This window comes from Nostoc sp. JL33 (genome assembly GCF_017114985.1).
GTDB lineage: Bacteria > Cyanobacteriota > Cyanobacteriia > Cyanobacteriales > Nostocaceae > Nostoc.
In genome coordinates, this window is sequence record NZ_JABXKP010000060.1 from 25,980 (window position 1) to 52,849 (window position 26,870).

Sequence of the window (26,870 nt, forward strand, 5' to 3'; positions counted from 1 at the left end):
TTGTATGATTTTTGTATATTTTTGAATTTATATTCTACAATATTGAGCTTTTCTACTTAATCAGGTGTAATTGAAGACCATGTTTATACCGTAAATAGTACAGAGAAACACCAAACGCCACGGCAATTGCTACAACTTTGTCAGAACAACGCACTCCCTGATTCATTAGATATCTACAAAGGCTTACAAACTAAGCTATAAGCCAATCTAGATTCTAAACTCATACTTACCCAAATCTACTCTAGCCAAGGGGTATGTCTCCTTGAAGAGGGTCTACGAAAATTTACTCAGCGTGCATTTACATGTAGCTACCCTCTTAAGCATATACTATACTACAAGTTTCCGCCTGAGGCTATATTAATTAATGTTTTAGAGGAGATAACCAGCCTGCAATGGCGAGAAATTTCTGTAAATCCAGCCAAGTTATATGAGCAAGCACTGAATATTTTACTGGGAAGATGGGATGAAGTCAGAGGAATTAAACGCGATCGCGTTGCTCATAATTTGACTTTGGTAAGTAAGAAAAAACTGCTTTTTCAACTGACAACTATCAGTTTTGAGCAAGAAGATTACTTTTTATAACAAGAAAAAATGCTGCAACTTATAAGAGATATGCTGATTAAATATCGCAATATTGGTTACAACTTGCAGTTCAATGAACAGCAAAAAGAATTGCTTCAGCAATATTATGATATCAATAGATTGCTGGTAGATTGCCTCAATAGTGCTGCTTATGCCACTCCAATAGTGCGGCAAATTGAAAAGAAATTATTGTTAGCGATCACAGATATTGAAAAGGTACGTAATTCCTGTAGTAATCGCTAAATATTTTTAATTTTTAGACTATTTTTTGATTAATTAGGTAGGGGATTTAATAAATTTTAATTTATTTACAATGTATATGAATTATTTAATATTTTAAATATAAAGTTAAAATATGTTTAATAAAATTAATACAAAAGGCTGCCTCCCCTATAGTCTAAGTTGACTGTATTTGCAATGGATTAATTGGTAGAAAATATTTTAATTAGTCACTCTATCTCAGGAGAGATTTTCAGGATATTCATCCCAGAGAAAGAGCAATTAAGTATGCTTAGTCCGTTAAATTGCTATTAATATCGTTACTTAGGAAGGAATAAATATGGTTAACAATTTAGCAGGCGGCATCATTCCCCCACAACCACCGATAGAATCACAATCTGATGCTCATGTGCTGAAGTCTCGTCTAGAATGGGGCGAACCAGCTTTTACAATACTGGATGTGCGCGATCGCAACACGTTCAACGAAGGTCACATCTTGGGAGCGATGCCGATGCCAATAAATGAATTGGTAGAGCGTGCAGTAGCTTCTTTGAATAAAAGCCGTGATATTTACGTTTACGGTGCTAATGAACAAGAAGGTACCGAAGCCGCACAACAACTGCGTTCTAATGGATTTGAGCATGTCTCCCAACTCAAAGGTGGTCTAGCCGCATGGAAGGCGATCGGTGGGCCAACAGAAGGCATTATTGAATCAACAACTCCCCCAGGTGCAGATGACTACAATGTTGTAGATCGGCTAAAAAATCACCAAGAAAATCTGCAAAAGGAAGGCGCTAGCCCGACGGAGGCGATTAAAAAAGGAGCTAGTAACCTTAAAGAAAACATTCAACAGGGAGCCAGTAACCTCAAAGACAACATTCAAGAGGGAGCCAGTAACCTCAAAGAAAACATTCAAGAGGGAGCCAGTAACCTCAAAGAAAACATTCAAGAGGGAGCCAGCAATATCAAGGAAAATGTTAGTGAATCTAAAACTCCTACAGACACTGATGATTCCAATAAGGGATCTTAGGCAAAAATAACTTAGCAAAAATACCAGGCGATTAAAAATCGCACGCCAGTTGCTCATGGGGAGCCAGTGCGTTGGGGGGCGAACCACTCTTGTAACTGGTGTGGAAACCCCCCAGCACTGGCTTGGCTACACAGGCAAAGTCCGCGCAGGCGGACTTATCCTAACTTGTGAGTGAGCGTGAGGCAGGGCAATTTGCAAAAATGCGATGCTCCGTTTGCAAGAGGTTTGCTGTTTTTTTCAGTGTTCAAATAAATCCTTAAATTGCAACAAATCTAAGGAAACTATTGTTGGCAGAAATTCAAAACATTCTTGAGCAATTTCCCAACGTTCTTCTCGTTTGAGCATTTCTATTAGCTTCTGCTGCACACTAAGTAAGTAGCGCACATCATTGGCAGCATAACTCAGTTGAGCTTCAGTTAAACTAGCGGCGTTACCCCAATCAGAACTTTGAGAGCTTTTATCCAGTTCCACTTGTTCTAACTCTTGTACCACATCTTTGAGTCCGTGGCGATTTGTGTAAGTACGGGCTAATTTACTAGCAATTTTGGTGCAAAAAACAGGCCCAACCTGAATTCCCAGATTGGCTCGTAAAGTAGCAAGGTCAAAGCGAGCAAAGTGAAACACTTTTACGACATTCGCCGCTGACAAGAGTTTTTTTAAGTTTGGTGCGTCAGCTTGTCCTTTGGCTATGCGGATTGCAGTCACTTTCCCGGATTCGTTGCACAGCTGGACAAGACACAAGCGATCGCGCAGTGGCAATAATCCCATCGTTTCTGTATCAACTGCGATCGCTCTAGATTCTAAATACTGGCTAAGGGCTGCATCACTGAGGTCGCGATCGCTCACCTGAAAATCTTGTAATATCATGAATTGTTCAAAAATAATAGCAGTGTCCAGCAGACAAAAGCCTTGTCAGACACTACATTATTATTGTGCAAAAAATCACCAAATAAATCTACCTAGTGTGGAAAAAAAGTTGTGTCAGGTAGACATCGCCTTGATTATTAGTAGCAACGCCAATTCCAGTCAGGTTGTAATTTCCTTTAAGGTTCTTTAGATGTCCGGGACTGTTTATCCAACCAGTAACAGCTTCGTCCACAGGGTTGCTATATCCCCGGTTGAAAGCAACATTTTCCGCCGCACTGTTGTAGCGAAAAGGGATAGCTTTGACTCGCCGTTCAAATCCCTGATGGCTAAATGGGGTTTTACCTTTAGCCATGTTTTGACTATGAATTCTTGCCTGTCGAGTGATATTTGCATTTAGGGTCAACTTTGGCAGTCCTTTAGAAGCCCGATATCGATTAATTTGGTCGAATACTGATTTTTCTAACTCAGTAGTTTTAAAAGTAGGAGTCGATATTGCAACCTGACTGGAAAAAAGCGACAACAGCTTATTACGGGTGGATGTATTCGTAGAAGGATAATTTGGGATCGGAACAGTCGTTAATCCACTAGCAAGGACAAGCGCACTTAAAGCGATGCCAAAAGCAGTTTGTCGGAACATGGAGAATTGCGTAATGTGTAGAGATATAAGACTTCTACTCTACCTTATTGTTCCGACGATATATACCAGGATACTATTAAGGATTGATGAATTTCGGCAATCTGGCAATATCGTTGGTATCAGGACTATAAACAATCTGAACAATTGTCAATACTTCAATAGTTCACCTTCATGAAAATCACGGTTATTTTTGCTGAGAATTTAAGATTTTCATGAATTACTAAAAAAATAATCTCGTATTCACTAGACAAATGTCATTTAAACTACATTATTCAACATCCAGCAAAAGCTTTGCTAAATGTTGAAGTCTGCGGAATTTGAGAAAAAACCTAAATATTTAGCAGATATATCAGCGAATGAAAATTTGTGTGAAGTAGATTCCGCCTGCACTGTTGCTAGCGACACCAATCCCCGTCTTATTATAATTACCTCTGATATTGGCAAGATGCCCTGGACTATTGAGCCAGCCTTCAACAGCTGTTTTCACTGGGTCACTATATCCCTGGTTGAAAGCAACATTTTCACCAGCTGCACTGTAGGGAATACCGATTGCTCTAACACGTTCTGAAAATCCTGTATGTCCAAAGGGAACTTTACCATAAGCCATGTCCTGACTGTGAATCCTGGCTTGTTTATCGATGGCAGAATTACGAGTGTGCGCTGGTAGCCCTTGGGAAACTCTGTACTTATTAATTTCCTTGAAAACCAACTGTTCGAGAGCAGCAGTATCGACACTAGCTGCTACGATTTTAAAAGTATAATTTGATACTTTTAAAGATGGCGGTGTAAAAGTTGGATTTGTTACAGGAGTAGCGATCGCTCCACTAGCGAGAACAATAGTACCTAAAGCAATACCGTAGATTGTTGTATTAATCATTGTGCTGAAAGTAAAGTTCCAGACAATCTAACTAAACTAATGTGAATGTGACAAATTGCTTATAGGTCTATATAGTTGTATTTATACCGTTTTTTGTGCAAAAACTACCAGCAAGCGTTTAAATTCGCGACTTTACGAAAACTTTTTAATCTTTATGAAAAATTCACATCTACCATTGGTAGGATTTTTCCTATGCATTTTTTGTACTTCATTTTGTAATACACGAAGATTTCCAATATCTGGCTAATGGTAGTTAGAGTACAATCACAAATCACCAGTATTTCTCAGTACTAATACTTAATAGTGATCATGATTAGGAATTATTATTTAATCTCAAGAGATTAAATAATTAAGTATTAATACTGGTTAAGCTAATCGGCATTTAAGTTGCATGATCAAGGCGGGCTTTTCGGCCCACCCCACAAGAATTTGATAAAATTTAATATGCTTTCTTAGATGTATTTTAGGTTAAAGTGCGGAATATGGAATATAAATGGCATAAATTTCTCCACGAAAACCTCTGAGCGACTAGCTTCGGTTGAGAATTTCTAACTCTTCCTGTACCACGCGCAACACTCGCGCAATATATTCCGCCCGCCACTGTTCCCGCTCTTTAATTACTTTGGCATCCGGCTCGTAAGTTTCAATCTCACTAGGCGATAAAATACCTTTAACCTCTAGCAACCGTTCAACGGTATCTAGCCGCTCATGCAGCACGGACACCTCACCAGTCAAAGCCATAACGATCGCTAACAATTTATCGATTTGCGGATTGTCTAAGTAAACAGGTCGTTTACCCTTAGCTATTTTTGTCATCTTAATACCAATTCTCCAAAAATCAGACTACACATACAAAATTCTTGCATTCTTGCATTGTCCCTGGCGCGTCTCGTAGAGAAGAAAGTTTTAGTCGGGGTTTAAATCCCGACTGTAGCTTGCTTCCCGCAGGGTAACTAAACAAAGTTGGAGCACTCTGCCTCCAAGCTACTTGTTGACATTCGGCCTTAAACCCTTGAATTTACGATAAAATCTGACTTTCTCAATTACGAATTGGTATACTTCCTCTGCTTACTTAGTTGCAGCAACTACAAACCAAGTGCCTCGGCTGCCTGAGTTACCATTTTTAAACAGGCTATTAGTTACGTTTGCTTTCCATGCCCCATTAGGGACAAATTTCTCGAATGTTTTATCTGATGCAAAACCAGCCTCAACAGCTAGCGTCACCAAATCCAAATCGCGTACAGCACTCCAGAAGGGTTCGTTGTTGTTAGCGGTTTCCCAGTCATAAACGAACTGCGTATAAAGATCCATGTGACGATACAGGGGTGCTTCCACATGGAGCATCATGCCACCGGGAGCCAGTAGACGATAAGATTCTTGCATAACTTTACGCACGGCTGGCGGGGGAATTTCATGCAGCAAAATGTGAGAAACCACTAAGTCAAATGATTCATCCGGAAAATTAGTGTGTTCAGCATTTTGCTGAGAGAAGTGTACCCGTTTGCCGAAAGATTCGGCTCTTGCATGAGCATAACGCAGCATGGGTGCGCCTACATCTATAGCATGGACTTCTGCATCTGGAAAACCATCCACATAGGGTAATGTGCTATTGCCGATAGAACATCCCATATCGAGAATTTTTCTAGGTCGAAAGTCGGGAAACTCTAGTAGGAGATAGTTTTGGACTATAGATAGCCCTATATCATCATTAAGCGGCCCCAACCAACCCAGTCCATAAACGTAAACGCCGCGATCGTAAGTTGCGCCGGCAGCGACATCATCATCTGTGAATTCACTGTGATATCCTCCAGGCATACAGTGAATATCTACAGCCTTTTGATGAGTAGGTATTTGAAAATTTGGGTCGAGGGTTAAAGTACCCAGTTCACCACCCTGATCTTTGGCACGCTCAATCAACTCTGGCAGTTGTCTGTCAACACTGGAATTTACAGCATCCCATAATATTTCTTGGTTGATCCGCTTGAGGGCACTAGCCCAACGATAGTAGGGTTCCTGCTGCATTACTTCCCGAATTTCATAACGATTCAGGGGAGGACGCTGATGTTGTTGTTCAAACTTCGGCTCGGCGAGTTTTTCATAAATTACTTTATTACCAACAGAGATATTTCTGAAAATGTGCATCCTCAGACTTTGCACAAAATTTTGGCGTGCCAACTCGTCATGAGTGGGTTGCGGTAGCATAGCATGTTGGAATTGTTCAGCCATTATTGCTTTTCCCCAGAAATTTTATGTATATTTACGCATCATTTAAAAACTTGGCTACTGTTTGTACATCCTTATCGCCGCGTCCAGAGCAGTTAATTACAATCCGGGGACTGTCGGTTAGTTGGGGACATAGGGTTTCGAGGTAAGCGATCGCATGGGCTGTTTCCAATGCCGGGATAATTCCTTCCAATTTCGACAATCGTTGAAATGCGGCTAAAGCTTCTGCATCTGTCACACTATAGTATTCGGCGCGGCCAATATCCTTCAAATAGCTATGTTCTGGGCCGACACCGGGATAATCTAATCCTGCGCTAATTGAGTGTGCCTCAATGATTTGCCCATCCTCATCTTGCAGAAGATAGCTCATTGCCCCGTGTAATACACCAACTCGTCCTTTTGTCAAGGTTGCGGCGTGTTTTTCGGTATTCACACCTTCTCCGGCTGCCTCAACCCCAATGAAGCGTATAGAAGACTCATTCATAAACTCATAGAATAGTCCCATAGCATTGGAACCACCACCGACACAAGCCAAGAGAATATCAGGCAATACACCCCACTTTTCGATTGCTTGGGCGCGAGTTTCCTGGCCGATTACCGCATGGAAATCACGTACCATCATCGGGTAAGGATGGGGCCCTGCTACCGAACCCAGGATGTAGTGAGTTGTTTCCACATTTGTCACCCAATCTCGGATTGCTTCAGAAGTGGCATCCTTGAGGGTTCCCGTGCCCGCCTCCACCGGACGCACTTCTGCCCCCATCAACCGCATTCTGAACACATTCAAAGCTTGGCGTTCCATGTCATGAACGCCCATGTAAATTACGCATTCCAGTCCAAAACGAGCGCAAACTGTAGCTGTGGCAACTCCATGTTGTCCAGCACCCGTTTCGGCAATAATCCGTTGCTTACCCATGCGCTTTGCCAACAATACCTGACCAAGAGCATTATTAATTTTGTGAGAGCCAGTATGATTTAAATCTTCACGTTTTAAGTAGATTTGTGGCCCCGTGCGATCGGGTCGGGCATAATGAGCAGTCAGGCGTTCAGCGAAATACAATGGTGTGGCACGTCCTACATAGTCCCGTAACAACTGCTGTAGTTCTGCTTGAAAACCAGGGTCATTGCGGTATTGCTGATAAGCTGTTTCTAGTTCAGTAAGAGCAGGCATCAGCGTTTCAGGTACATACTTACCGCCAAAGCGTCCAAAGCGACCTAGCGTATCGGGAACCTGAGCAGTTGAATTTGGAGAGAGGGGAGTGGTAGTCACGAGTTAATTTTGATCAGGAGGATGACTTAATTATTATAGAAAAGTCTGAGGCATATCTGGCGAGTGGGGGATCTCACTTGTTTACTGAGAACTGTTTTGCCCTATGCCGAATTTCTTTAAATCCCTTGCAATGGATTTGTGATGTTAGCCTAGAAATTGATTTCCCAGGAGAACGGTTACGTAGAAATCTCCACTGCTTCTGATTTTTCCTTAATAAAGATTTTTATGTCTTCTTCCAATCCCAAATCTTCCGATAAAGGCTTTGTCTACCGCGAATTTGGCAACGACAACTCCGCCGCCACAGAAAGACCAATTCCAGAACTGCCCCCACAACAACAAAATCTCAAAGTACAAGCTTCCCGCAAAGGACGCAAAGGCAAAACCGTCACAGTGATTAGCGGTTTTCAAGCCAAACCGGAAACTTTGGCAGATTTGGTGAAGCAGTTGAAAACCCAGTGTGGGACAGGTGGGACAATTAAAGACAATGAAATTGAAATTCAGGGCGAACACAAACAGAAAATTGTCGAGGTTTTGACCAAGCTAGGTTACAAAGCTAAAATCAGTGGTGGCTAATCTTGAGTGCGGTTTACCGCATCTTAACCCTGACGTAAATTGAGAGCGGCAATGTTATCTTTGAGAGGTACAAATATACTTGAGCAGTGGTGAATCACTTCACCGAGAAGCTGTCTTTTGTGAGACTAACAGGAGGTTCAAATGGATTTAGTTCGGCTTCTGTGTGCCATTTTCTTACCGCCTTTGGGAGTTTTTTTGCAAGTAGGTTTTGGTATAGACTTTTGGATTAATATAGTTTTGACGCTTTTTGGTTACATTCCTGGGATTATTCATGCGGTGTGGATAATTTATAAGAAATAGTTCTTTGTAGCTGTAGGTTGTGTGTACCAATCTCGGCGTTCCTGATTCTGAGTAATATTTGCACAGAGGCAATTGATCAATTGCCTCTAGAGAAAGTTTTATGAATTGGATGTCTGCAAATTATTCAAGAAGAATTTCTCAGTCAGATCATCTCTGGTAAATTAATTGTGATATGTTATTGCGATCACTTCACCCGCAATGACAAGCGTTTAACCGGATATGATATCAGAATAAATTAGGGACTTCCAATAGACATAGGAGTGAAAAAGAATTGTTTTGACGTAGCAGTGCTACGACCCTACAAGGGTTATGGGTAATGCATATTTAATTTCACGCCTATGTCTAAGGGACTTCCAAATAAAAAAATATGCAATTATTTATTGTGGGGTGGGCATCTTGCCCGCCCAATAACCAAAGGCGGGCAAGATGCCCACCCCACAAGATTGAATAATTTATTTCTTGGAAATCCCTAATGAAAAAAATATCCAATTTGTAGCGTGCGTTAGCCAGAACGATAACGCACGCTTGTATTCGTAACTCTAATTGAACAAAAATCTACAATAATTTACAGGACTTACGCATTGACAATAAATACCAAATAGGTATAAGTGAAAAACCACATCTTTCGTAGGGGTTTAGCATTGCGCTTTACCCCTACAGTATCGTCATACGACCAAAAAATAATTAAGAAAAGCCTGAAACAACCTATTTTTGTTAACTCACATCATGATGAATTTGTACAGTGCGTAAGTACTAATTTAGAACTTTGGCGTGAATATTACAATATTGTGGCAAAAAAAACAACTATTTATTTCACTTAAAATAAAAGTTGTAAAGACACTATTTATTACGTCTCCAATATATATTTTGTGCGGCGGTAAATACCGAATTATTTCTCATTTTTTAACATGGCGTAGAGTCTCAACTCTAAAAGCAAGGGACAGATATGCAATTGCCATTGCACAGTTGAAACGTTCAAATCTTTGATCAACCCAGTGCCTATATCTAGTACCCAGCCATGAACCATAGGCGCTTTTCGCTCATAAAGTACCTGACGCATGATCGAAGTTTGGTAAAGATTTTTCACTTGCGCCACAACATTTATTTCCGCTAAACGATTCAGACGTTCTTCTCTTGTTGGCAAGGCATCAATCTCTTCTTGTTTTTGTAAATACAGTTCTCGAATCGGATTTACCCAGTTATCAAGAATTCCGATGGTTCTCCCTTCTAAAGCTGCCTTAATTCCTCCACAATCGTAGTGACCACAAACGATAATGTGTTCCACCCTAAGATGTAAAATTGCGTATTCTAAAACGGCTAAAAAGTTAATATCCGTCAGAGAAACTTGATTGGCAATATTACGATGTACAAATAACTCTCCTGGTTCTGTACCGGTAAACCTTGTTAATGCCAGACGACTATCAGAACAGCCGAGGTATAGAAAAGGTGGTGTTTGTCCGGTAGATAATTCTTTAAAGTAAGTTGGGTCTAGAGCCAGTTTTTCGGCAACCCAAGCTTGATTATTTCTAAGGAGTTCATCGATGCTGTTATATTTCATCTTTGGTCAAATTCGAGAGAGAATCTCATCAATATTTTAGATTTTAGCTGATCTACAGTTTCCTCTATATCAATATGAACTTTTTCAGAGCTAAAATTTTATCGAACAGAATACATGCGTCAGTCGTCAGAATACAGGAAAGGTATTTTGTGCGAAAGAGTGGATGAATCCAGGGGTTTAAGACCCCCACTAAATATGCAGATTTAGTGGTCTTCTCTACGAGACGCAAGCGCGAACAATCAGTGGCGGGTCTGAATCCCCCACTGATTTATTCTGACTCCTGAATTCTGACGAATGAATTCTTCTTCAACAATATGACAATTTTTTTCTACAGCATTAATAAAATTATTGTATAAATTGTAAAAACCTAAGTAATATCAAGTTCGGGTGATTACTTATAATAAAATCTTTCAATGTCGCTTGGGTTTCCCTGCCGTTAAACCCAACATGAACAAGGATCAAATGCTGAGTTACTCTGCGGGAGGAAAGCTACGTTCCTCAATCGAATCTACAGATATTATAAGTGTTTAACCAAACCTGATATTAGTAGTTAGATAAAAAAATAACTATGTATAACTTTAGGAAACTAGCTAAATAAAGTAAAATTTATATCAACTAAAATCTGAGCGTTGAGACTGGCGATTTTAAATCTTCATCTAGCATTTATAGATATTTTTACAAAACAGAGAAACTTCTGTAAAAATCATTTTAAATCACACTCCAAACTGTGCATTTGAATCAAGCAAGCGCGGCAGAAGTTTTGAGTACTAGTCCCTTCAATATTTGAGCTTGAGATATTAAGTGATTAGCTTCAATCTGGGGCAACAGCTTTGCTATCGTGATCATGATTGATCGACCAACGGTAATCAATAGTTACAGAGGAAAACTCGCAAATTTCTTCAAGTCGTTTTTGTTGCACAGCAGCTTTGCGGAGAGTAATAATTAGCTGATTCACCTGATGCCGTAAATCAGGATTATCATTTACCGCTAACATGGTTTGTCTTTCTAAAAGTTGAAGTATAAGTTCGTAGTGAATAGGTGAAGGTAGAGGAATTTGCTCCATGAAGTTAAATTTTGATTTCATATTTGGGATTTTGTATTAGTCAGATTTTCTTTCTTGTGAATGAATTGTTACATATGAAATAACTAATTGCTTATAGCTTTGATATGAGTTGTGATGAAGATTTGGCAAAGATATTGATGATACTTAACGGCAAAGTGCTGCGTATCTAGGCATAGTCTGCCCGATCGCCCAACAATTCTGTGTAGTTACCCTGCGCTAAGGGGCGCAGGGGAGGTGTTTCTTTCAGAAATTCGTCGGCAAGATACGGGCGATCGCTGCGCCAGGATCTGGTTGTTTTACCAAAGCTTCTCCAATGAGTACAGCAGATGCGCCTGCTGTAAGTACCAAACTCAAATCATCTGGGTTGTGTAGTCCTGATTCGCTGACAACAAGGATGTTTTTCTCCTGCAATTGGCTACCCCTTGCAGCTAAAAGTTCGCAAGTAGTTTGCAGGTCAACAGAGAAATCCTCCAAATTGCGATTATTAATTCCTATTAAGGAGACCCCATCTAAGGCTAACACACGGTCAAGTTCTGCCAAACTATGGACTTCAATCAAGGCTGCCATTTTCAGTTTGTTAGCGATTTTCAGGAAGTATTTCAAATCTTGATCGCTAAGGATAGCTGCAATCAACAGAATTGCATCTGCACCCTGAACCCGCGCCAAGTATATCTGGTAAGCATAAATGATAAACTCTTTGCATAGTAGGGGCAAATCTACCGCAGCCCGAACCTTGGCTAAGTTGTCAAAACTACCTTGAAAGAACTTGACATCGGTCAACACAGAAAGACAACTGGCTTTGGCTTGCTGATAAGAAAGGGCGATCGCTACAGGGTCAAAATTTTCTCGTAAAACGCCTTTACTGGGTGAAGCTTTTTTAACTTCCGCAATCAATGCTGGCTTAGTCTTACCTTGGCGCAAAGCGGCGACAAAATCGCGGGTTGGCGGCGCAGTCAGTACCTGCTTGACTAATTCCTGCAAAGGAACCTTTTCCCGCATTTGGTCATATTCTGCTTCTTTCTGCCAGACAATTTCCTCCAAAATGTTGTTTGGCGCCCCGTCAGGCACGACAGCCTGATAACGCAATATCGATACAGCAATAGCTGGGTTAGGTGAACGGCGACGGATTTGCATAATTAGTTATTGGGCATTGGGCATTGGGCATTGGGCATTGGGTATGGGGCATTGGGCATTGGGAATAACCTATGCCCCATGCCTCATTCCTCAATCCCTAAATAGCGATCGCTCGTTTATAAGCTTCGTCCAGGACTTCCGAAAGTGTCGGGTGGGCGTGGACTAGATGTGCAAGGCTTTGGACAGATTGACGGTTTGCGATCGCAGCTGAGGCTTCATGAATTAAGTCTGAGGCGTGCAATCCGAAAATGTGAACGCCCAAGACTTCTCCTGTGTCTTTGCGATATATCACCTTGGCAATACCGTCGGCTTCATTTTCTGCCAACGCTTTGGAATTTCCTTTGAAGTAACTCTTACTTGTGCCGATTTCAAACCCTTCGGTTTGTCCCAACTCCTTAGCTGCGGTTTCTGTTAAGCCCACATAGCTGACTTCTGGGTGGGTAAACGCCGCCGCCGGGATGCTGCGATAGTCTACTATTCTTTCCCTCCCAACTATATTTTCTACCGCGATGATGCCTTGAGTAGAAGCCGCATGTGCCAACATCATCTTTCCATTACCGTCACCAATTGCCCACAAATGCGGCACTACTTCACCTGCTGATAGCACTGCCATGCGATCGTCAACTGGAATAAAATTCCGCCGATCGAGTTCTACACCTACAGACTCTAAACCAAGATTTTTGGTCGCCGGGATACGTCCCGTAGCCACCAAGCAAGCATCTACTTCGATGACATCTACATCTTCTTTGGTTTTGAAATCTGCTAACTCAATTACCACAGGTGAACCTGGGATAACTTTTTTGGCGTAAATCCCGACTTTCGTTTCAATATCGCGGGGAGTAATCAGCACCCGTTCGGCAAGTTTGGCGATATCGCGGTCAAATCCTGGCATTAACTGATCTAGGGCTTCAATCAAGGTGATTTCACAACCCAAAGCTGAGTAAATATCAGAAAATTCCAAGCCGATGTAACCACTGCCAATAATTGCTATCCAGTCTGGTAACGACTCTAACTTGACACCTTGATCGCTGGTAAAGACAGTTTTGCCGTCTACTTCAATGCCTGGAGGCACAAAAGGAATTGAACCAGGCGAAAGGATAATGTCTTTGGCTGTGATGGTTTTTTCACCACCGTCTCCGGTTACAGAGACTTTTTGCGCCCCAGCGATTTTTCCCCAACCCTTGATGATATCGACTTTTAGACGTTTGAGGCTGTTAGTTAAGTCGCCTTGAATTTTCGAGACGAGATTATTAGCATGATTAGCGATCGCTTGGCGATCGAATTCCACGCTACCAATTTGAATTCCCAGTGACTTGAGGTGGTGGGCATTGCGTAACTCCCGCACACGTCCAGATGCTGCCAGCAGCGCCTTAGAAGGAATACAGCCCCGATTAACACAGGTTCCTCCCATATCAGCAGCTTCAATAATCGCTGTTTTCAAACCACAACTTACAGCGTGTAAGGCTGCGCCATGTCCGCCTACACCAGCGCCGATAATGACTAAATCGTAATCAAATCCTTGACTCACCTTAGTTTCCCCGTGTGCTTCGCCTATTTATTCTCAACTTGACCGACAATCAACGCAACCCCTTTAACAGTTATCAGTTTCGTTCCTGGGTTTAAGTCCCCAGTACACAGTTATCTGTGATCAGTGGGAACTGGTAACTGATTTAAATTCCTTACCATACGCCTGATAACTATTTACTGATTTAACGTTGGGGTTTTGCTAATTCAATTTATGATTCACTGACTTCTGGCGAAAAGATGGATGTTTTCAGTAATTATAGTCAAATCTAGATACTTATTTTTTTTATGCTCTAAAGGGAGTTAGGAATATGTAGCTTTAATTTCATTTGGTTGAAACAAAATCTTCACTTGTTCTTTTAAAATGCCGAAAGTGCCGAGTTCTAAGTTACCCAGAACCCTTGTAGAGACGTAGCACTGCTACGTCTCTACATTCTATTTCTCCCGTAGCCGCAGATAACGGATTTCCAACAAATAAATTATCCAATTTTGTGGGGTAGACATCTTGTCCGCCTTGGGCTAGAGGCGGACAAGATGTCCACCCCACAAGAAGTAGTTGAGTATTTTTTTATTTGTCAGTCCCTAATTCCAACATATCTGCTTCATATCTGCTTGCTTATGCAGATCGAACACCACTGATACTTTAAAGTCTGCATTGACACTCCCCTGGCTGAACAAAGATGACATTTACAGCAATTTTCATGTGTTTAAAACACATATGTTCTAGGCAATATTGCTGTCTCCCAAAAGCGCGAGTCTATTTAAGACAAAAATAGCTGTAAATTTAAATTTGCCCAAAGTATTAACTTTAGGGACAAAAGATGAAGTAAGATTCACAGCTGAAGCAGTCGCCATATAATCCCATAGTTTCTGACAAAAAATAATTCAGTGCGATGATTGATAAATATCCTCAGAATCTTATAGTGTCCTGCTTACCTCTGAGTATGCTTCTATTACTGGGCAGCATATCTTTTAGTCCACTCAAAGCTCAGGCTGTTGATACTACACAATTACCAACTAGTAATTTTATCCTGTCGCAAAAACTCCCACCACCACAGGATGTCCAACCACCCCCACCTTCGCCACCTCCCTCACCTGAACTGCCACAGCCACTTCCTCCACCAGCAGAACTATTTCCCCCGTCTGCCCCAACTCCCACACCTGAGGAAACACTCCCTGGCAACTTTCCTCAAAATATTGTTGTTGAACGGTTTGAAGTTGTTGGTAGCACAGTCTTCAGTGCTAAAGAGTTAGCCCAAGCCACTGCTGAATTTACCAAACGACCGATCTCACTGGCCCAAGTGTATCAAGCACGTTCTAAAATCACTGATCTATACATCAAAAATGGTTACATTACCTCTGGTGCCTATATTCCACCCCAAACAATCCAATCCGGTGTTGTTAAAATTCAGGTGGTGGAAGGTAAATTAGAAGATATCCAGGTAACTGGGACTCGACGGTTGAATCCGAATTATGTCCGCAGCCGACTAGGGATAGCGACATCACCGCCTCTGAATCGTCAGCGTCTACTAGAGGCACTGCAACTTTTGCAACTTAATCCTTTGATTCAAAACGTCTCTGCTGAACTTTCAGCAGGATCGCAAAGTGGTGTGAGTCTATTAGAAGTCAAGATCACTGAGGCAAAAACCTTTAGTAGCCAAATAGTTCTTGATAATGGGCGATCGCCTAGTGTTGGCAGTTTCCGACGCGGATTAAGATTGAATGAAGCCAACTTACTCGGATTGGGAGATGGTCTGAGTCTAGGATACACCAACACTGATGGTAGTAACTCCTTTGACGCCACCTATACATTACCACTCAATCCCAAGAACGGAACCCTCACTTTCAACTATGGCACTACGTCGAGTAATGTCATTGAACCTCCTTTCAACGTTTTAGATATCGAATCGGCATCTCGCTATTACGAATTGACATTCCGCCAGCCCATAGTTCAAACTCCTACACAAGAATTCGCCCTTGGGTTGACAGCCTCCCGACGGGAAAGTGAAGCCTCCTATTCCCCCCCCCTTTTGGAAGAGCGGCTAGCTTTCCCCGGTTTAGGCGCTGATCAACAGGGACGCACCAAGGTATCTGCGTTGCGATTTTTTCAAGAATGGACGAGTCGTAACAGCCGTGAAGTCATCGCCCTCCGCTCTCAATTTAGTTTGGGCATAGATGTGTTGAATCCGACGATTAATCAAAATCCTCCCGATAGCCGTTTTTTTGCTTGGCAAGGGCAAGCGCAGTGGGCACGCCTTTTAGCTCCTGAAACCTTACTATTACTTCGTTTAAATACGCAACTCGCATCCAGAACGCTTTTACCTTTAGAGCAATTTGGCTTAGGTGGGCAGGAAAGTATTCGGGGCTACCGTCAAGATTACCTGCTAACGGATAATGGCACTTTTGTTTCTGCGGAAGTTCAAGTACCAATTCTGCGCTTACCCCAGATAGATAGCACCTTACAGGTTATCCCCTTTGTGGATTTTGGTGTTGGCTGGAATAGTTCAAATACAGAGAATCCCGACCATAATACTCTAGCTGCTGTTGGTCTGGGGTTGCGTTGGTCGCAAGGCGATCGCTTCACCGTTCGTCTTGACTGGGGCATTCCTTTAATATCTGTTGACTCAAATGAGAGAACATTACAAGAAAAGGGTCTGTATTTTAGTTTATTCTATAATCCTTTTTAAAATTTAGAACTGTCAATCTCCTTCCCTTTACACGTAGCTCGTCCTGAACGGTTAGGTTCCGACTTCCGTTGGGTTTGTGCAGTCGCCACAACGGGGAGGCAGTCCCTTGCGTGTCTTTGACAAAACAAGGAACTGCCGTGGGAAAATATGCAAGGCACTACTCTGAGTTTCAGCCCAGGTTTAAATAAGAGTCTGAAACTCTCTTCAATGCAAGAATGCAAGAATTTTGAATTTTGAATTGTTAATCTGGGTATTCTAAGAAAGACAAGGTTGGATGATATAGACGAAGGGACAAAGTTTATAACTTATGTATGAGTGGAGAAAACGGCTAGTACCGCAAGGCGGAAGTCACGCAATCACGCAATCAAAAGTCACGCATTCAAAAGTATTATGGAATAAGCTATGAGAGGAATTTTAAATGGTTGCTCTATTTACGCCGTGGCGTACTAGAACTTCTACCGCAAAAACTGATTGAACAATTAGCCATCTCATTCCAGAAGATCAAGAGTGCTGAATTCCAAGTGCTGTTAGCGGATAGCTATGGTTTAGCCCATACTGAGTTAAAAGACCGCCCACAAAGGGAGCAACAGAATAGCGGGGTATGTACCAAGTAGACAACTACTGAGTAATTTTTAATTCACTCAGGAATCAGGAATCAGGACTGAGTGCGGTTAAGCATCAAGAGAGGGGCTAGTTTGCACCCTCATACCAATTTTGCGATGCTTGCGGCGGGCTACGCCGGAGCAGACGGTGACAACTTTGATTGAGCAAATTTTCGCATAAGTTAAGACTTTTAAGCTGAACTTATGGGAGTAATACTTTTCAGATTAAGACATAAAGATATGAGAATTTGAGGAACAGCCATGCTAGGAAATGAGCGGGAAAAAATACGCCATCTGTTGGTCATTCAAGACCTAGAAGGGGAGCGAACTGTCCCCTTGCAAGAGACTACTTATTCTCTGGGGCGGCATCCCGCAAACACTATTGTATTGGCTTCCCGGTCAGTATCAATGCAACATGCAATTTTATTGCGAGTAACTGTTCCAGAGACTGACCAATACGGCTTCCAGATTATTGATGGCAACTACAAGGGAAAAGCAAGTACTAATGGCTTATTTGTCAATGGCACTAAATGCTTTTCTCATAATCTCAGAAACGGAGATATCATTGCCTTTGGCAGTAATAAAGCTCAAGCTAAATATTATGCTGTTTCCAACCTCTCAGAACAAGCATTTTCAGAATCTGGCGATGTTGAAGACTTATCTGGTTTCCTATCAGAGCAAGCCAGTCCTGCCAATCCTTTTCAAACCCTAGCTATCGATCCCAGCTTTGAAGCCGCTACTGAATCCGCCCTAGCTCGCCTAGCATCCTTCCCTGAACTGATCCCCAATCCAATTATTGAGATGGATTTCGAGGGAACAGTTACTTATCTCAATCCAGCCGCAGCTCTCAAGTTTCCCAAACTTCGGGAAATTGGGACGCAACACCCAATATTAACAGGACTCTTGAGTGGAGTTAAGAATCAAGAAAAAAATTCTTTTGTGCGGGAGGTGGAAGTAGGCGCAGAAGTTTTTGAACAATCCGTTCTCTACCTTCCTGAAAGTGATTTAATTAGAACTTTTATTATTAGGGATATTACAGAGCAAAAACAAGCCACAGCCGAACTGCGTCAGCGCGATCGCTTGCTACAAGCAGTTGCGGAAGCCGCCAATTATTTGCTAGGGGAAATGAATTATGAAACTGGTATTGATCGAGCTCTAGCTGTATTGGGCGAAGCTGCCAAGGCAGATCGTGCCTATCTCTTCCAGAACCATCCCCATCCTGTTACAGGGGAAATAGCAGTCAGCCTACGGTTTGAATGGACGCACTCCTTTATTGAATCTACCCACCAGCATTGGCAAAATCAGCCTTATCAAGCTTCTGGATTAGACCGTTGGTACGCTGTTCTCTCTAGCGGCCAGCCGATTAACGGACTCACCCAAAAATTTCCGGTCGCCGAACAAGAATTCCTGATTCGAGATGGCATTCAATCCCTTCTTTTGGTGCCTCTTTGCTTCGAGAATAATTTCTGGGGTTATCTTGGCTTGGCAGACTGCACCCTTGAGCGTCATTGGTCAAGGCACGAAGAATCTACCCTTTTGACGATGGCCGCCAGTATCATTGGTTCGCGGCAGCGTCAGCAAGTAGAAGAAAAGATTCGCTATCAAGCCCTTCATGACGTGCTGACAGGGCTGCCCAATCGCCTACTATTTAATGAGATGCTCAGTAAAACTCTACCCAACGCTATTCGGAATGGCGAAAGTTTAGCTGTGATCTTCCTGGATCTCGATCGCTTCAAGGTGATTAATGACACTCTGGGGCACACTCTGGGAGACCAACTGTTACAAAGCGTCGCTCAAAGATTAAATGGCTCACTCCGAGGCGGAGATACCATAGCCCGTTGGGGAGGTGATGAATTCACTATCTTACTCCCGCGAGTCAATGATATTGAAGAGGTAACTCTGGTGGCGTACAGAATGTTACAAGCCTTAGAGGGTGCTTTCCATCTCCAAGGGCATGAACTTTATGTGACTGCCAGCCTCGGTATTGCCTTGCTTGATAGCAACAGTTCTGACGCCGAAACACTAATCCAGCACGCAGATGCCGCTTTATACTACGCCAAGGACAAAGGGCGGAATAACTACCAATTCTACAGTGTTTCTCTGAGCGCTAAAAATCCTGAACTCCTGACTTTAGAAAAGAGCTTGCGCTATGCCCTAGAACGTAAAGAATTTACAGTATACTATCAGCCTCGTGTGAACATTGCCACAGACGAAATTACTGGTATGGAGGCTCTGTTGCGTTGGCAGCAGCCAGAGATGGGGTTGGTCGCACCCACTGTCTTCATTCCCCTCGCCGAAGAAAGTGGATTAATTGTCGCCATCGGCGAATGGGTGTTGCGGACAGCCTGTAGCCAAAATAAAGCCTGGCAAGATGCCGGATTGCCACCCATAACGATCGCTGTCAATCTTTCTCTCAAGCAGTTCCGCCAACCCAAATTGCTAGAGACTATAGCCGAAGTTTTAGAACAAACGGGGCTAGAAGCCCGCTTTTTAGAATTAGAAATTACCGAAAGCACAGCCGTTGAGAATTTAAATTTTACGAGGAAGGTGTTAGAGGATATACAGCAGATGGGTGTTTTCATCTCCATTGATGACTTTGGTACGGGTCATTCCTCGCTCTCGCGCCTACAGCTTTTGCCACTCCACAATCTGAAAATAGATAAGTCTTTTATTCAACATTTGACGCACGATGCCAAAGTAGCTCATATTGTCAAGGCCATAGTTAGCTTGGGACACAACTTGGGATTGAAGTTGACAGCCGAAGGGGTAGAAAAAGAAGAGGAACTGGAGTTTTTGAAATCTATCAACTGTGACGAGGTACAGGGCTTTTTATTCTACCGGCCGCTTTCTGCAAAGGTTGCAACAGAAATCCTCGAAAGTAAACGACCAAAGCTCTAGTACAAGGAAAAACTGTTTGTACCAGTGAGGATAAAATAGCATTGATTGTCCTGCTGCCAACCTTTTTCGTTCTATGCTGCCAGTCATCTATTCCGACGAGTTTTTAGATCACAAAACTGGAAAATACCATCCCGAAAGACCAGAACGCTTGACGGCGATCGCTACTGCCCTAAAAGCAGCTATATTCGCAGATCAAATTGTCTGGCAAAAGCCCACACCAGCATCAGAACAGCCATCACTGATGTCTATGTTGGTGAAAGCGCATAGCCCAGCTTATATGAAAAAACTTTGGCAAATCGCTTCTAGTGGCGGCGGCCCTTTGGATGGAGATACGCCAGTTTCCCCGCGCAGTTATGATGTGGCATTGTTGGCAGTCAGTGCCTGGTTAGATGGAGTTGAGGCTGTCTTAAAGTCGGCTAATCCGGCTTTTGTACTGGCGCGTCCCCCAGGACACCATGCAGAAAGTGATGCGGGGATGGGCTTTTGCCTATTTTCTAATGCAGCGATCGCAGCTTTATTTGCCCTAGAACAACCCGGAGTTAACCGCGTCGCCATCCTCGATTGGGATGTGCATCACGGTAATGGTACTCAGGCGATCGTCGAAACCCAAGCACGCATCGCCTACTGTTCCCTACATCAGTACCCATGCTATCCCGGTACTGGAAGAGCGACAGAACGCGGCTTTCATAATAATGTCTTAAATTTACCTGTACCCCCTGGTAGTGATATTGCAGTATATCAACCATTATTTGAAAGACAGGTTGTACCGTTTTTAGCAAACTTTCAAGCAGATTTACTGATTGTGAGTGCTGGTTACGATGGCAATGCCGCAGATCCTTTAGCAAGTATCAATTTGCAGCCAGAAGACTACGCTTTATTTACTGATTATTGTCTAGGGGTAACTCGTAAAATTCTGTTTGGCTTAGAAGGTGGTTACGACTTTAATACTCTTTCTCAATCAGTTGTAGCGACGATTGAACGCTGTTTACTTTAATCTCATTGCCGGGGACTGGGGAGCAGGGGACAGGGGGAGCAGAGGGGAAGTTGCAGTAAGTCTTTCCCCAATGCCCTGTTTGGCCTGTTTGCCCAATGTATTTTTTTGTAAAGTTCATCAAATCTTCAGAAAGAAAAAGTTTGAGTGGGGTTCTGAAAGAGCTAAAGTTTTGTTAAGATGCAATTGCTAGCAGTTTCTCAGCGAAATTCACCTATCGGGGTGTGGAGAAATAAAAAGTACTAGCAGCACAAATTTCCAAAGGTGAAGCAATGACCACCTATATTTTTTTCGATGAAGCCCTCCGAATGCTGACCAACGCCTATTTGATATCAGGAGTATTGTTAATAGCTGCTTCTGCTATAGGTTTGGCGGTAATTGAAACAATAGAAAAGGCAGGAGAACCCTAACTTTACACATGGCAGTGTAGTTATTGCCAAAAACCATTGGGTGCAAGTGTTCGCCGTGAAGAAATACTGGGAACACTAAAGCATGAAAGTCTCACAGCGTTGCAGTCTTACCTGGAAATCTACCAAACACACAGGTAACTGTAGCGCTATTGAGACCCTAAGCAAGGAGTTACTACAATGGGTCTATTCGACGCTCTGTTGGACATAGAAAGCCAAACCCAAGCAGCACTCAATCCAGAGGAAGCTTTTGCTGTCATTATCTTGACGGCAACAGCCTCAGACGGTTACCTTTCTATTGAGCAAGCAAATTCTATCACTTTTATGCTGTCCCGGATGAAACTTTTTAAAAGTTATCCCCATGAGATGATGATCAGACTGTTTGACAAAATCTTGGGCATTCTCCAGGGTGATGGTTTTAATCCTTTATTTAATGCAGCAAAAGATTCTCTATCTCAAGACTTGCGGGAAGCAGCTTTTGCAGTAGCCACTGATTTAGTTTTAGCTGAAGGTATTGTAGCTGAAGAAGAAAAAAGCTTCTTAAATGATTTATATCAAGCTTTAGGTGTTTCTAGTGAGATCGCAATACAAATTGTGCAAGTAATCTTGATTAAAAACCGGGGATAGGGTGATAGAAGATATGCCTAATTAAACTATATAAATAGCTTATAAACAAAGTGTGCCAAAGGAGCCTAACTCCTTTGGCACTATTTTTAGTGTTATTCTGACTAGGCTTAGATTCCCGACTTTTCCCTTGAAGTCGCAAATCTTGTTGTTCAATGCACTATTGTGTCATAATCCGATTTTATAATTTTGAACTTTAAATTGTAAATTAGTTATGCGTTGTTCTGCCACCCTAACCCAACTGGTTGAAGTTCTTTTGGCCCAGACTGTAAACTTATCTGAAGCTGCTTTAAGGCAAGTAAGTATTGGTATAGAAACAGATAGCCGTACCCTGAAGCCGGGTGAAGTATTTGTAGCTTTGCGAGGCGATAAGTTTGATGGACATGAATTTGTGCCAACTGCGATCGCCAAGGGTGCAATAGCTGCAATTGTCGATTTTGAATACGAAAATCCTGGATTTCCTATATTACAGGTAAAAGACACGCTCAAGGCATATCAAAAAATTGCCAGATGGTGGCGCGATCGCTTTAACATTCCTGTAATTGGCGTAACAGGTTCTGTGGGCAAAACTACAACCAAAGAATTGATCGCCGCAGTTTTAGGAACAAAGGGACGAGTTCACAAAACTTATGAAAATTATAATAATGAAATTGGTGTCCCGAAAACTCTCCTAGAACTTGGCGCAGAAGATGACTACGCCGTAATTGAAATGGCGATGCGGGGTAGGGGACAAATTGCCGAACTGACGCAAATAGCACGTCCAACAATTGGAGTGATTACCAATGTCGGGACGGCGCATATTGAGTTACTGGGTTCTGAAGAAGCGATCGCTCAGGCAAAATGTGAGTTATTAGCCGAAATGTCTGCTGATAGTGTGGCAATTCTCAACTACGACAATCCCCTATTAATTACCACGGCGGCTTCAGTTTGGCACGGAGAAGTTTTGACTTACGGCTTTTCTGGTGGGGATATTCAAGGGCAGTTAATTGATAACCAGACTATGGAAGTCGCAGGAATCCAACTACCTCTACCGCTACTTGGTCGTCATAATGCGACTAATTTTTTGGCAGCTTTAGCGGTGGCAAAGGTGTTGGGAATCGATTGGGCATCTCTAAAAACAGGTGTGATGGTGAATATGCCCACAGGGCGATCGCAGCGATTTACCTTACCCAATGACGTGTTAATCTTAGATGAAACTTATAATGCTGCACCAGAAGCGATGATCGCAGCGTTGCAATTATTGGCAGACACACCCGGAAAGCGGAAGATTGCCGTATTGGGTGCAATGAAAGAATTGGGAGAGCGATCGGTGCAGTTGCACCAGCGAGTCGGAGAAACAGTGCGAAAGTTGAATTTAGACGGCTTGTTGGTTTTAGTAGATGGACAAGATGCCGAAGCGATCGCCCTTAGTGCCGAAGGTATCCCATCGGAGTGTTTTGCAACTCATGCTGATTTGGTGGCTAGGTTGAAGACATTTGTGCAAGCAGGCGATCGTTTATTATTCAAAGCCGCCCATTCGGTGGGATTAGATCGGGTAGTCAATCAGTTACGTGCAGAATTTCCCAAATGAATCTACCCCTAGAAACCTTAGCAATATTGTATGACTTTTTTAGTGTTCTACAAACGCTGTATAACTATAAAAAAGTTGTACAATTTACGCGCCTACAAGCACTATTATATCGTTAGCTACTCAGAAGTTTTGAAAAAATAAAGTTCTACAATTTCATCATGCTACCATCCAAAAACAAATAAAAAAGTTGTATAATTTTGCAACCGTTTTCCCTGTAAGGATTTGGGAATATTTGCTTCAAAATTCAGTGGCGATCGCATCCAAGTGCAAAGCTGAATCAACAGCTTGAGTTTACGAGGAATGCGATGCCTGCGGCGGACGGAGCCATCGCACTCTATTTCACTTTACCTATAGCCGCTAGCATGGAGCGATCGCCTAACCTCTCAAAGCCAATTTCCTTTTCCATAAAGGAATTCAAGAAGTATTATCTTAAGTACGCTTCGCTTCCAATGCCTTGCAGGTGAACAACGCCCGCAAGCTTGAGGTAATCGCATAATTGTTGTTTGATTCAGCAATGCAAACTTAGTTTCTTTTGTAAAAGCGACATGACGAACTACAGATCCCGGATACAACTAACCTACTACACCAATGGACTCTTGCAAGAATTGACCTTGTTCATCACAGAGTTGTTTAGCAAAATGCTGATGAGCATAGGAAACTGCTTTCTTATATTCGACATCTAGTTCTATGCCATCAACACCGTCAACTTTTAATGACTTGGATTTTTTTCCCTTAAATTTAACAACCTGATTATGTTGGAGGAATGTTGCCGTGATTCCCAGGTGAATATTAATTTGGGTTTCAATATTGATTGAATGCCTATTTAAGCCTGTCAACGAAATCAGACCTTCTTCATTAATCTGAAAAGATTGCTTTAGCAGCCAGGTTCTTGATAACCCTGGATAATCACTATACGCGATCGCAATCTCTCAGCAGGCTCAAGCAAATAAATTTCAGGAATCCCCAAGCGAATTGTATGCTTGCCAATTTTGAGCGACTTACCTGCTAACGGATAAACCAAACGCACTTGATCTACTGGTAGCCGAATCCGAAGCCTAGAATTTTTAGTTAGCTGAATTACGCCTTCCTTGGGAATACCTACAATAGTATGAATTCCAACTGTATTTAACTTATGAAGTTCAGGTTCAAAGTGGGCGATCGCAGAAAATAGCTCATGGCCGTGGTCGAGAGGTACTGTCTCACCAATCAGGTTAAAAATTAAATCTATGTTATGTTAACTGAGGTGTTAAAACCTTTGTTGGCTTTGTTAGATTTAAAGGTGACTCTGAGAGAATCTGCATAGGTAAGCTGCAATCAACGATCATCTTTACCACCCTATCTTTAAGCAGATATACGATAGAGGCAACTAATTATTATTTAGACTACCTTAGTGATTAATGTGAGAGTACTTTAAAGCGTCAAGCAAACATAATAATTTTTACTAAGTTAGTATTGTTTTATATTCATTTAGCATTTCTAAAATTTCCTTGAAGAATAGGAAAAGCCTCATTTGTACCAACTCGAATTACTGGGACTCCTACAGTATTGTCCTCAATTGAAAATTTTTTCCACAATTTCCTGGCATTTTGTGACATTTCTGAAGATATTTGCCGGATAGGAAGTTGGAAATAGGTTGCTACTTTCACTCATAATACTACCCAAAAACTCTGAGGTCATAGATTGAATATTATCAATTTGTACTGGGGTTAAATCAGATGATATGCTAAAAAAATTCTCTGGTAAGGCTTTGTAAACCAGGTGTAGTATGAGACGATTACTATGAGTAGCAAATAACTTTTCTCTTCCATCTCGTTGTTTTTGTACTTCTGATAATTTATTCTCTACTACTCTTAAGATTTGAACTAATTTCCAAAGGTTAGAACCATTTACTGATCTATTAAAGAGAGTTTTGTATGGAGGTTTTTCTATATCTTCCCATAAAACACCAATTTTATCTTTAACTCGCGTGGCGAAAGAAACCTCATTCTGTTTGCACGCTCGACTAATCGTAGCTTCATTTAAATCAAAACCTTTTTCTCCATCTGGGATTGATTCACCTGACTTATAAGTATAAATAATTCCTTCTAAGTGAAGTTCATTTTTTATTCTTTCTTGCTCTGGATCGAGAGCTACAAATTCTCGACGATCAATTCGGTTCTGAGTATTGTTGAATCGAGTAATTTCTGTAGCAAATTCTTCAGGACAATTTTCTAAGGAGATAAAACGAATAAGAACTCTTGCTTTTTCAACCTGCTCAGGAGAATTTTGATATGCTCTTGCTATCGATCCAACAGTCTGAGCGCCATTAACTACTTTGACATCTTTACATTCAAATATGCCCGTGTCTCTTCCACTACCGCCAAGCGGTTTTTTCCCAATACTAGAACACAAAGCTGTTATGCCATTGTTATAATACCAAAATTTTTCCGGTTCTTTTTTTAGTGTATTGATAATACCTTCATTAACTTCACTATCTTTTACAAAAAGCCTAATATTTGAAGAGAACAATTTAGGAGAATGTTTAGTCCACCAATCAGCTACTTCCCTAGCAGACACTTGCCCATAATATGATTGATAGGGTTCTTTTGTTTGTCCCCACTCAAACAGGCAAACATCTAAATTTATAGGATTGCCAGATGCTCCTTGAGATATAATGTTATATATATTTGCCTGGTTATAAACTCTCATACTAACAATATCTGATGAATCGTTCATCTCACCTAATAGATCATCCAATTCTCTTTTTGGTTCATCTGCTAAGGGAGTTTGACCTGAATAGACAAGGATTATTTCAAATCTTGTTCCTGCGTCATTCAGCGCTTCTTCAATATCTGGAGTTTTATTATTAAATTTTGAGTTGAATCTCTCATATCTAGCATTTACCAAGTCTTTAAAACCTCTAGTAAATTTCATTACCTCATCTGTTTTAACACTACCTTTACTGTCTTGTTTCCATTTGGACTGTAATACATACATTATTTTTTCTCGCCTGTCAAAATAAAGCGAATCTATTCCATTATCCTGTCCACCATCAACTATCGATTTTGATGCTTCTTGAGGAGAGAGATCAGCTAAAACCATCAAAGTAAATGCAGCTAGACTTCTTGTTAAGAAAATTAACTCTCTGTCTGTTTCAGATTTATTTTGATAATCTGATAAGTCAATCAAACCATTAAATGTTTTTTGAAGGTATGACTTTATTTGACGTAGGTGGATTTCACTCATAATGTTGGT

Annotated in this window: 24 protein-coding genes and 1 pseudogene; 11 read left to right on the plus strand and 14 right to left on the minus strand. The window is 41.7% G+C overall.

Features of this window, described 5'->3' with window-relative positions; all coding sequences use genetic code 11:
- Window positions 1-591: 591 nt before the first annotated feature.
- Both HWQ23_RS16550 and HWQ23_RS16555 read left to right on the plus strand, forming a co-directional pair.
- Entirely contained in the window at window positions 592-825 is a 234-nt protein-coding gene (locus HWQ23_RS16550) for an NACHT C-terminal helical domain 2-containing protein (protein WP_292830059.1), read from the plus strand.
- A gap of 316 nt (window positions 826-1,141) precedes the next feature.
- Window positions 1,142-1,591 (plus strand): annotated as a pseudogene (locus HWQ23_RS16555) (rhodanese-like domain-containing protein); the annotation flags it as partial.
- Window positions 1,592-2,068: 477 nt separating this feature from the next.
- On the opposite strand, the gene HWQ23_RS16560 reads toward HWQ23_RS16555, so the two are convergent.
- The 6 genes from HWQ23_RS16560 to trpB form a co-directional block, all read right to left on the minus strand.
- Window positions 2,069-2,698: a ribonuclease D gene (locus HWQ23_RS16560; RefSeq protein WP_292830061.1), complete on the minus strand. Its 630-nt coding sequence runs from the start codon at window positions 2,696-2,698 to the stop codon at window positions 2,069-2,071.
- Window positions 2,699-2,786: 88 nt separating this feature from the next.
- Complete coding sequence (locus HWQ23_RS16565; RefSeq protein WP_292830063.1) at window positions 2,787-3,335, minus strand: CAP domain-containing protein; 549 nt, start codon at window positions 3,333-3,335, stop codon at window positions 2,787-2,789.
- Window positions 3,336-3,684: 349 nt separating this feature from the next.
- Complete coding sequence (locus tag HWQ23_RS16570) at window positions 3,685-4,212, minus strand: CAP domain-containing protein (RefSeq protein ID WP_292830065.1); 528 nt, start codon at window positions 4,210-4,212, stop codon at window positions 3,685-3,687.
- Window positions 4,213-4,740: 528 nt separating this feature from the next.
- Entirely contained in the window at window positions 4,741-5,028 is a 288-nt protein-coding gene (locus HWQ23_RS16575; protein ID WP_292830067.1) for a hypothetical protein, read from the minus strand.
- Window positions 5,029-5,280: 252 nt separating this feature from the next.
- Window positions 5,281-6,438, minus strand: coding sequence for a class I SAM-dependent methyltransferase (locus HWQ23_RS16580; protein WP_292830069.1), 1,158 nt, complete (start codon window positions 6,436-6,438; stop codon window positions 5,281-5,283).
- Window positions 6,439-6,469: 31 nt separating this feature from the next.
- Window positions 6,470-7,705, minus strand: a complete 1,236-nt coding sequence (trpB, locus tag HWQ23_RS16585) for a tryptophan synthase subunit beta (RefSeq protein WP_292830071.1) — start codon at window positions 7,703-7,705, stop codon at window positions 6,470-6,472.
- Window positions 7,706-7,930: 225 nt separating this feature from the next.
- Between trpB and HWQ23_RS16590 the strand changes: the two genes are divergently transcribed.
- Together HWQ23_RS16590 and HWQ23_RS16595 are read left to right on the plus strand one after the other, a co-directional pair.
- On the plus strand, window positions 7,931-8,278 hold the full coding sequence (locus HWQ23_RS16590; protein ID WP_292830073.1) for a translation initiation factor: 348 nt from the start codon (window positions 7,931-7,933) through the stop codon (window positions 8,276-8,278).
- A gap of 141 nt (window positions 8,279-8,419) precedes the next feature.
- Complete coding sequence (locus HWQ23_RS16595; protein ID WP_292830075.1) at window positions 8,420-8,578, plus strand: YqaE/Pmp3 family membrane protein; 159 nt, start codon at window positions 8,420-8,422, stop codon at window positions 8,576-8,578.
- 889 nt (window positions 8,579-9,467) lie between these two features.
- Here the strand turns inward: HWQ23_RS16595 and HWQ23_RS16600 are convergent.
- From HWQ23_RS16600 to HWQ23_RS16620, 5 genes are all read right to left on the minus strand, one after another.
- Window positions 9,468-10,136: a carbonic anhydrase gene (locus tag HWQ23_RS16600; RefSeq protein WP_292830077.1), complete on the minus strand. Its 669-nt coding sequence runs from the start codon at window positions 10,134-10,136 to the stop codon at window positions 9,468-9,470.
- A gap of 811 nt (window positions 10,137-10,947) precedes the next feature.
- Window positions 10,948-11,199, minus strand: a complete 252-nt coding sequence (locus HWQ23_RS16605) for a DUF5340 domain-containing protein (protein ID WP_292830173.1) — start codon at window positions 11,197-11,199, stop codon at window positions 10,948-10,950.
- A 243-nt stretch (window positions 11,200-11,442) separates the two neighbouring features.
- Window positions 11,443-12,333: an indole-3-glycerol phosphate synthase TrpC gene (gene trpC / locus HWQ23_RS16610; RefSeq protein WP_292830079.1), complete on the minus strand. Its 891-nt coding sequence runs from the start codon at window positions 12,331-12,333 to the stop codon at window positions 11,443-11,445.
- Between the two features lie 97 nt (window positions 12,334-12,430).
- Window positions 12,431-13,861, minus strand: coding sequence for a dihydrolipoyl dehydrogenase (lpdA, locus tag HWQ23_RS16615; protein ID WP_292830081.1), 1,431 nt, complete (start codon window positions 13,859-13,861; stop codon window positions 12,431-12,433).
- Window positions 13,862-14,245: 384 nt separating this feature from the next.
- A complete protein-coding gene (locus tag HWQ23_RS16620) occupies window positions 14,246-14,404 on the minus strand; it encodes a hypothetical protein (protein ID WP_292830083.1) in 159 nt (52 codons plus the stop codon).
- Between the two features lie 397 nt (window positions 14,405-14,801).
- Here HWQ23_RS16620 and HWQ23_RS16625 point away from each other — a divergent pair, with 397 nt between their 5' ends.
- The 7 genes from HWQ23_RS16625 (at window position 14,802) to HWQ23_RS16655 (ending at window position 23,636) form a co-directional block, all read left to right on the plus strand.
- On the plus strand, window positions 14,802-16,544 hold the full coding sequence (locus HWQ23_RS16625) for a ShlB/FhaC/HecB family hemolysin secretion/activation protein (RefSeq protein WP_375466584.1): 1,743 nt from the start codon (window positions 14,802-14,804) through the stop codon (window positions 16,542-16,544).
- A gap of 422 nt (window positions 16,545-16,966) precedes the next feature.
- Entirely contained in the window at window positions 16,967-17,158 is a 192-nt protein-coding gene (locus HWQ23_RS16630; RefSeq protein WP_292830087.1) for a hypothetical protein, read from the plus strand.
- A gap of 249 nt (window positions 17,159-17,407) precedes the next feature.
- Window positions 17,408-20,044 (plus strand): EAL domain-containing protein, encoded by a 2,637-nt coding sequence (locus tag HWQ23_RS16635; RefSeq protein ID WP_292830089.1) that lies wholly within the window; start codon window positions 17,408-17,410, stop codon window positions 20,042-20,044.
- Window positions 20,045-20,117: 73 nt separating this feature from the next.
- Window positions 20,118-21,038, plus strand: coding sequence for a histone deacetylase family protein (locus tag HWQ23_RS16640; protein WP_292830091.1), 921 nt, complete (start codon window positions 20,118-20,120; stop codon window positions 21,036-21,038).
- 269 nt (window positions 21,039-21,307) lie between these two features.
- Window positions 21,308-21,445 (plus strand): hypothetical protein, encoded by a 138-nt coding sequence (locus HWQ23_RS16645; protein WP_292830092.1) that lies wholly within the window; start codon window positions 21,308-21,310, stop codon window positions 21,443-21,445.
- Window positions 21,446-21,622: 177 nt separating this feature from the next.
- Window positions 21,623-22,069 carry a tellurite resistance TerB family protein gene (locus HWQ23_RS16650; RefSeq protein ID WP_292830093.1) on the plus strand — a complete coding sequence of 149 codons (447 nt, stop codon included), beginning with the start codon at window positions 21,623-21,625 and terminating at the stop codon, window positions 22,067-22,069.
- A gap of 211 nt (window positions 22,070-22,280) precedes the next feature.
- Window positions 22,281-23,636 carry a UDP-N-acetylmuramoyl-tripeptide--D-alanyl-D-alanine ligase gene (locus HWQ23_RS16655; RefSeq protein WP_292830094.1) on the plus strand — a complete coding sequence of 452 codons (1,356 nt, stop codon included), beginning with the start codon at window positions 22,281-22,283 and terminating at the stop codon, window positions 23,634-23,636.
- A gap of 572 nt (window positions 23,637-24,208) precedes the next feature.
- Here the strand turns inward: HWQ23_RS16655 and cas8a1 are convergent.
- The 3 genes from cas8a1 to HWQ23_RS16670 all read right to left on the minus strand — a co-directional run bounded on the left by cas8a1 (window position 24,209) and on the right by HWQ23_RS16670 (window position 26,861).
- Window positions 24,209-24,472 (minus strand): type I-MYXAN CRISPR-associated Cas8a1/Cmx1, encoded by a 264-nt coding sequence (gene cas8a1 / locus HWQ23_RS16660; RefSeq protein ID WP_292830096.1) that lies wholly within the window; start codon window positions 24,470-24,472, stop codon window positions 24,209-24,211.
- Between the two features lie 38 nt (window positions 24,473-24,510).
- A complete protein-coding gene (gene cas6 / locus HWQ23_RS16665; RefSeq protein WP_365741721.1) occupies window positions 24,511-24,864 on the minus strand; it encodes a type I-MYXAN CRISPR-associated protein Cas6/Cmx6 in 354 nt (117 codons plus the stop codon).
- 323 nt (window positions 24,865-25,187) lie between these two features.
- Window positions 25,188-26,861: an AIPR family protein gene (locus HWQ23_RS16670; protein WP_292830098.1), complete on the minus strand. Its 1,674-nt coding sequence runs from the start codon at window positions 26,859-26,861 to the stop codon at window positions 25,188-25,190.
- Window positions 26,862-26,870 lie beyond the last annotated feature (9 nt).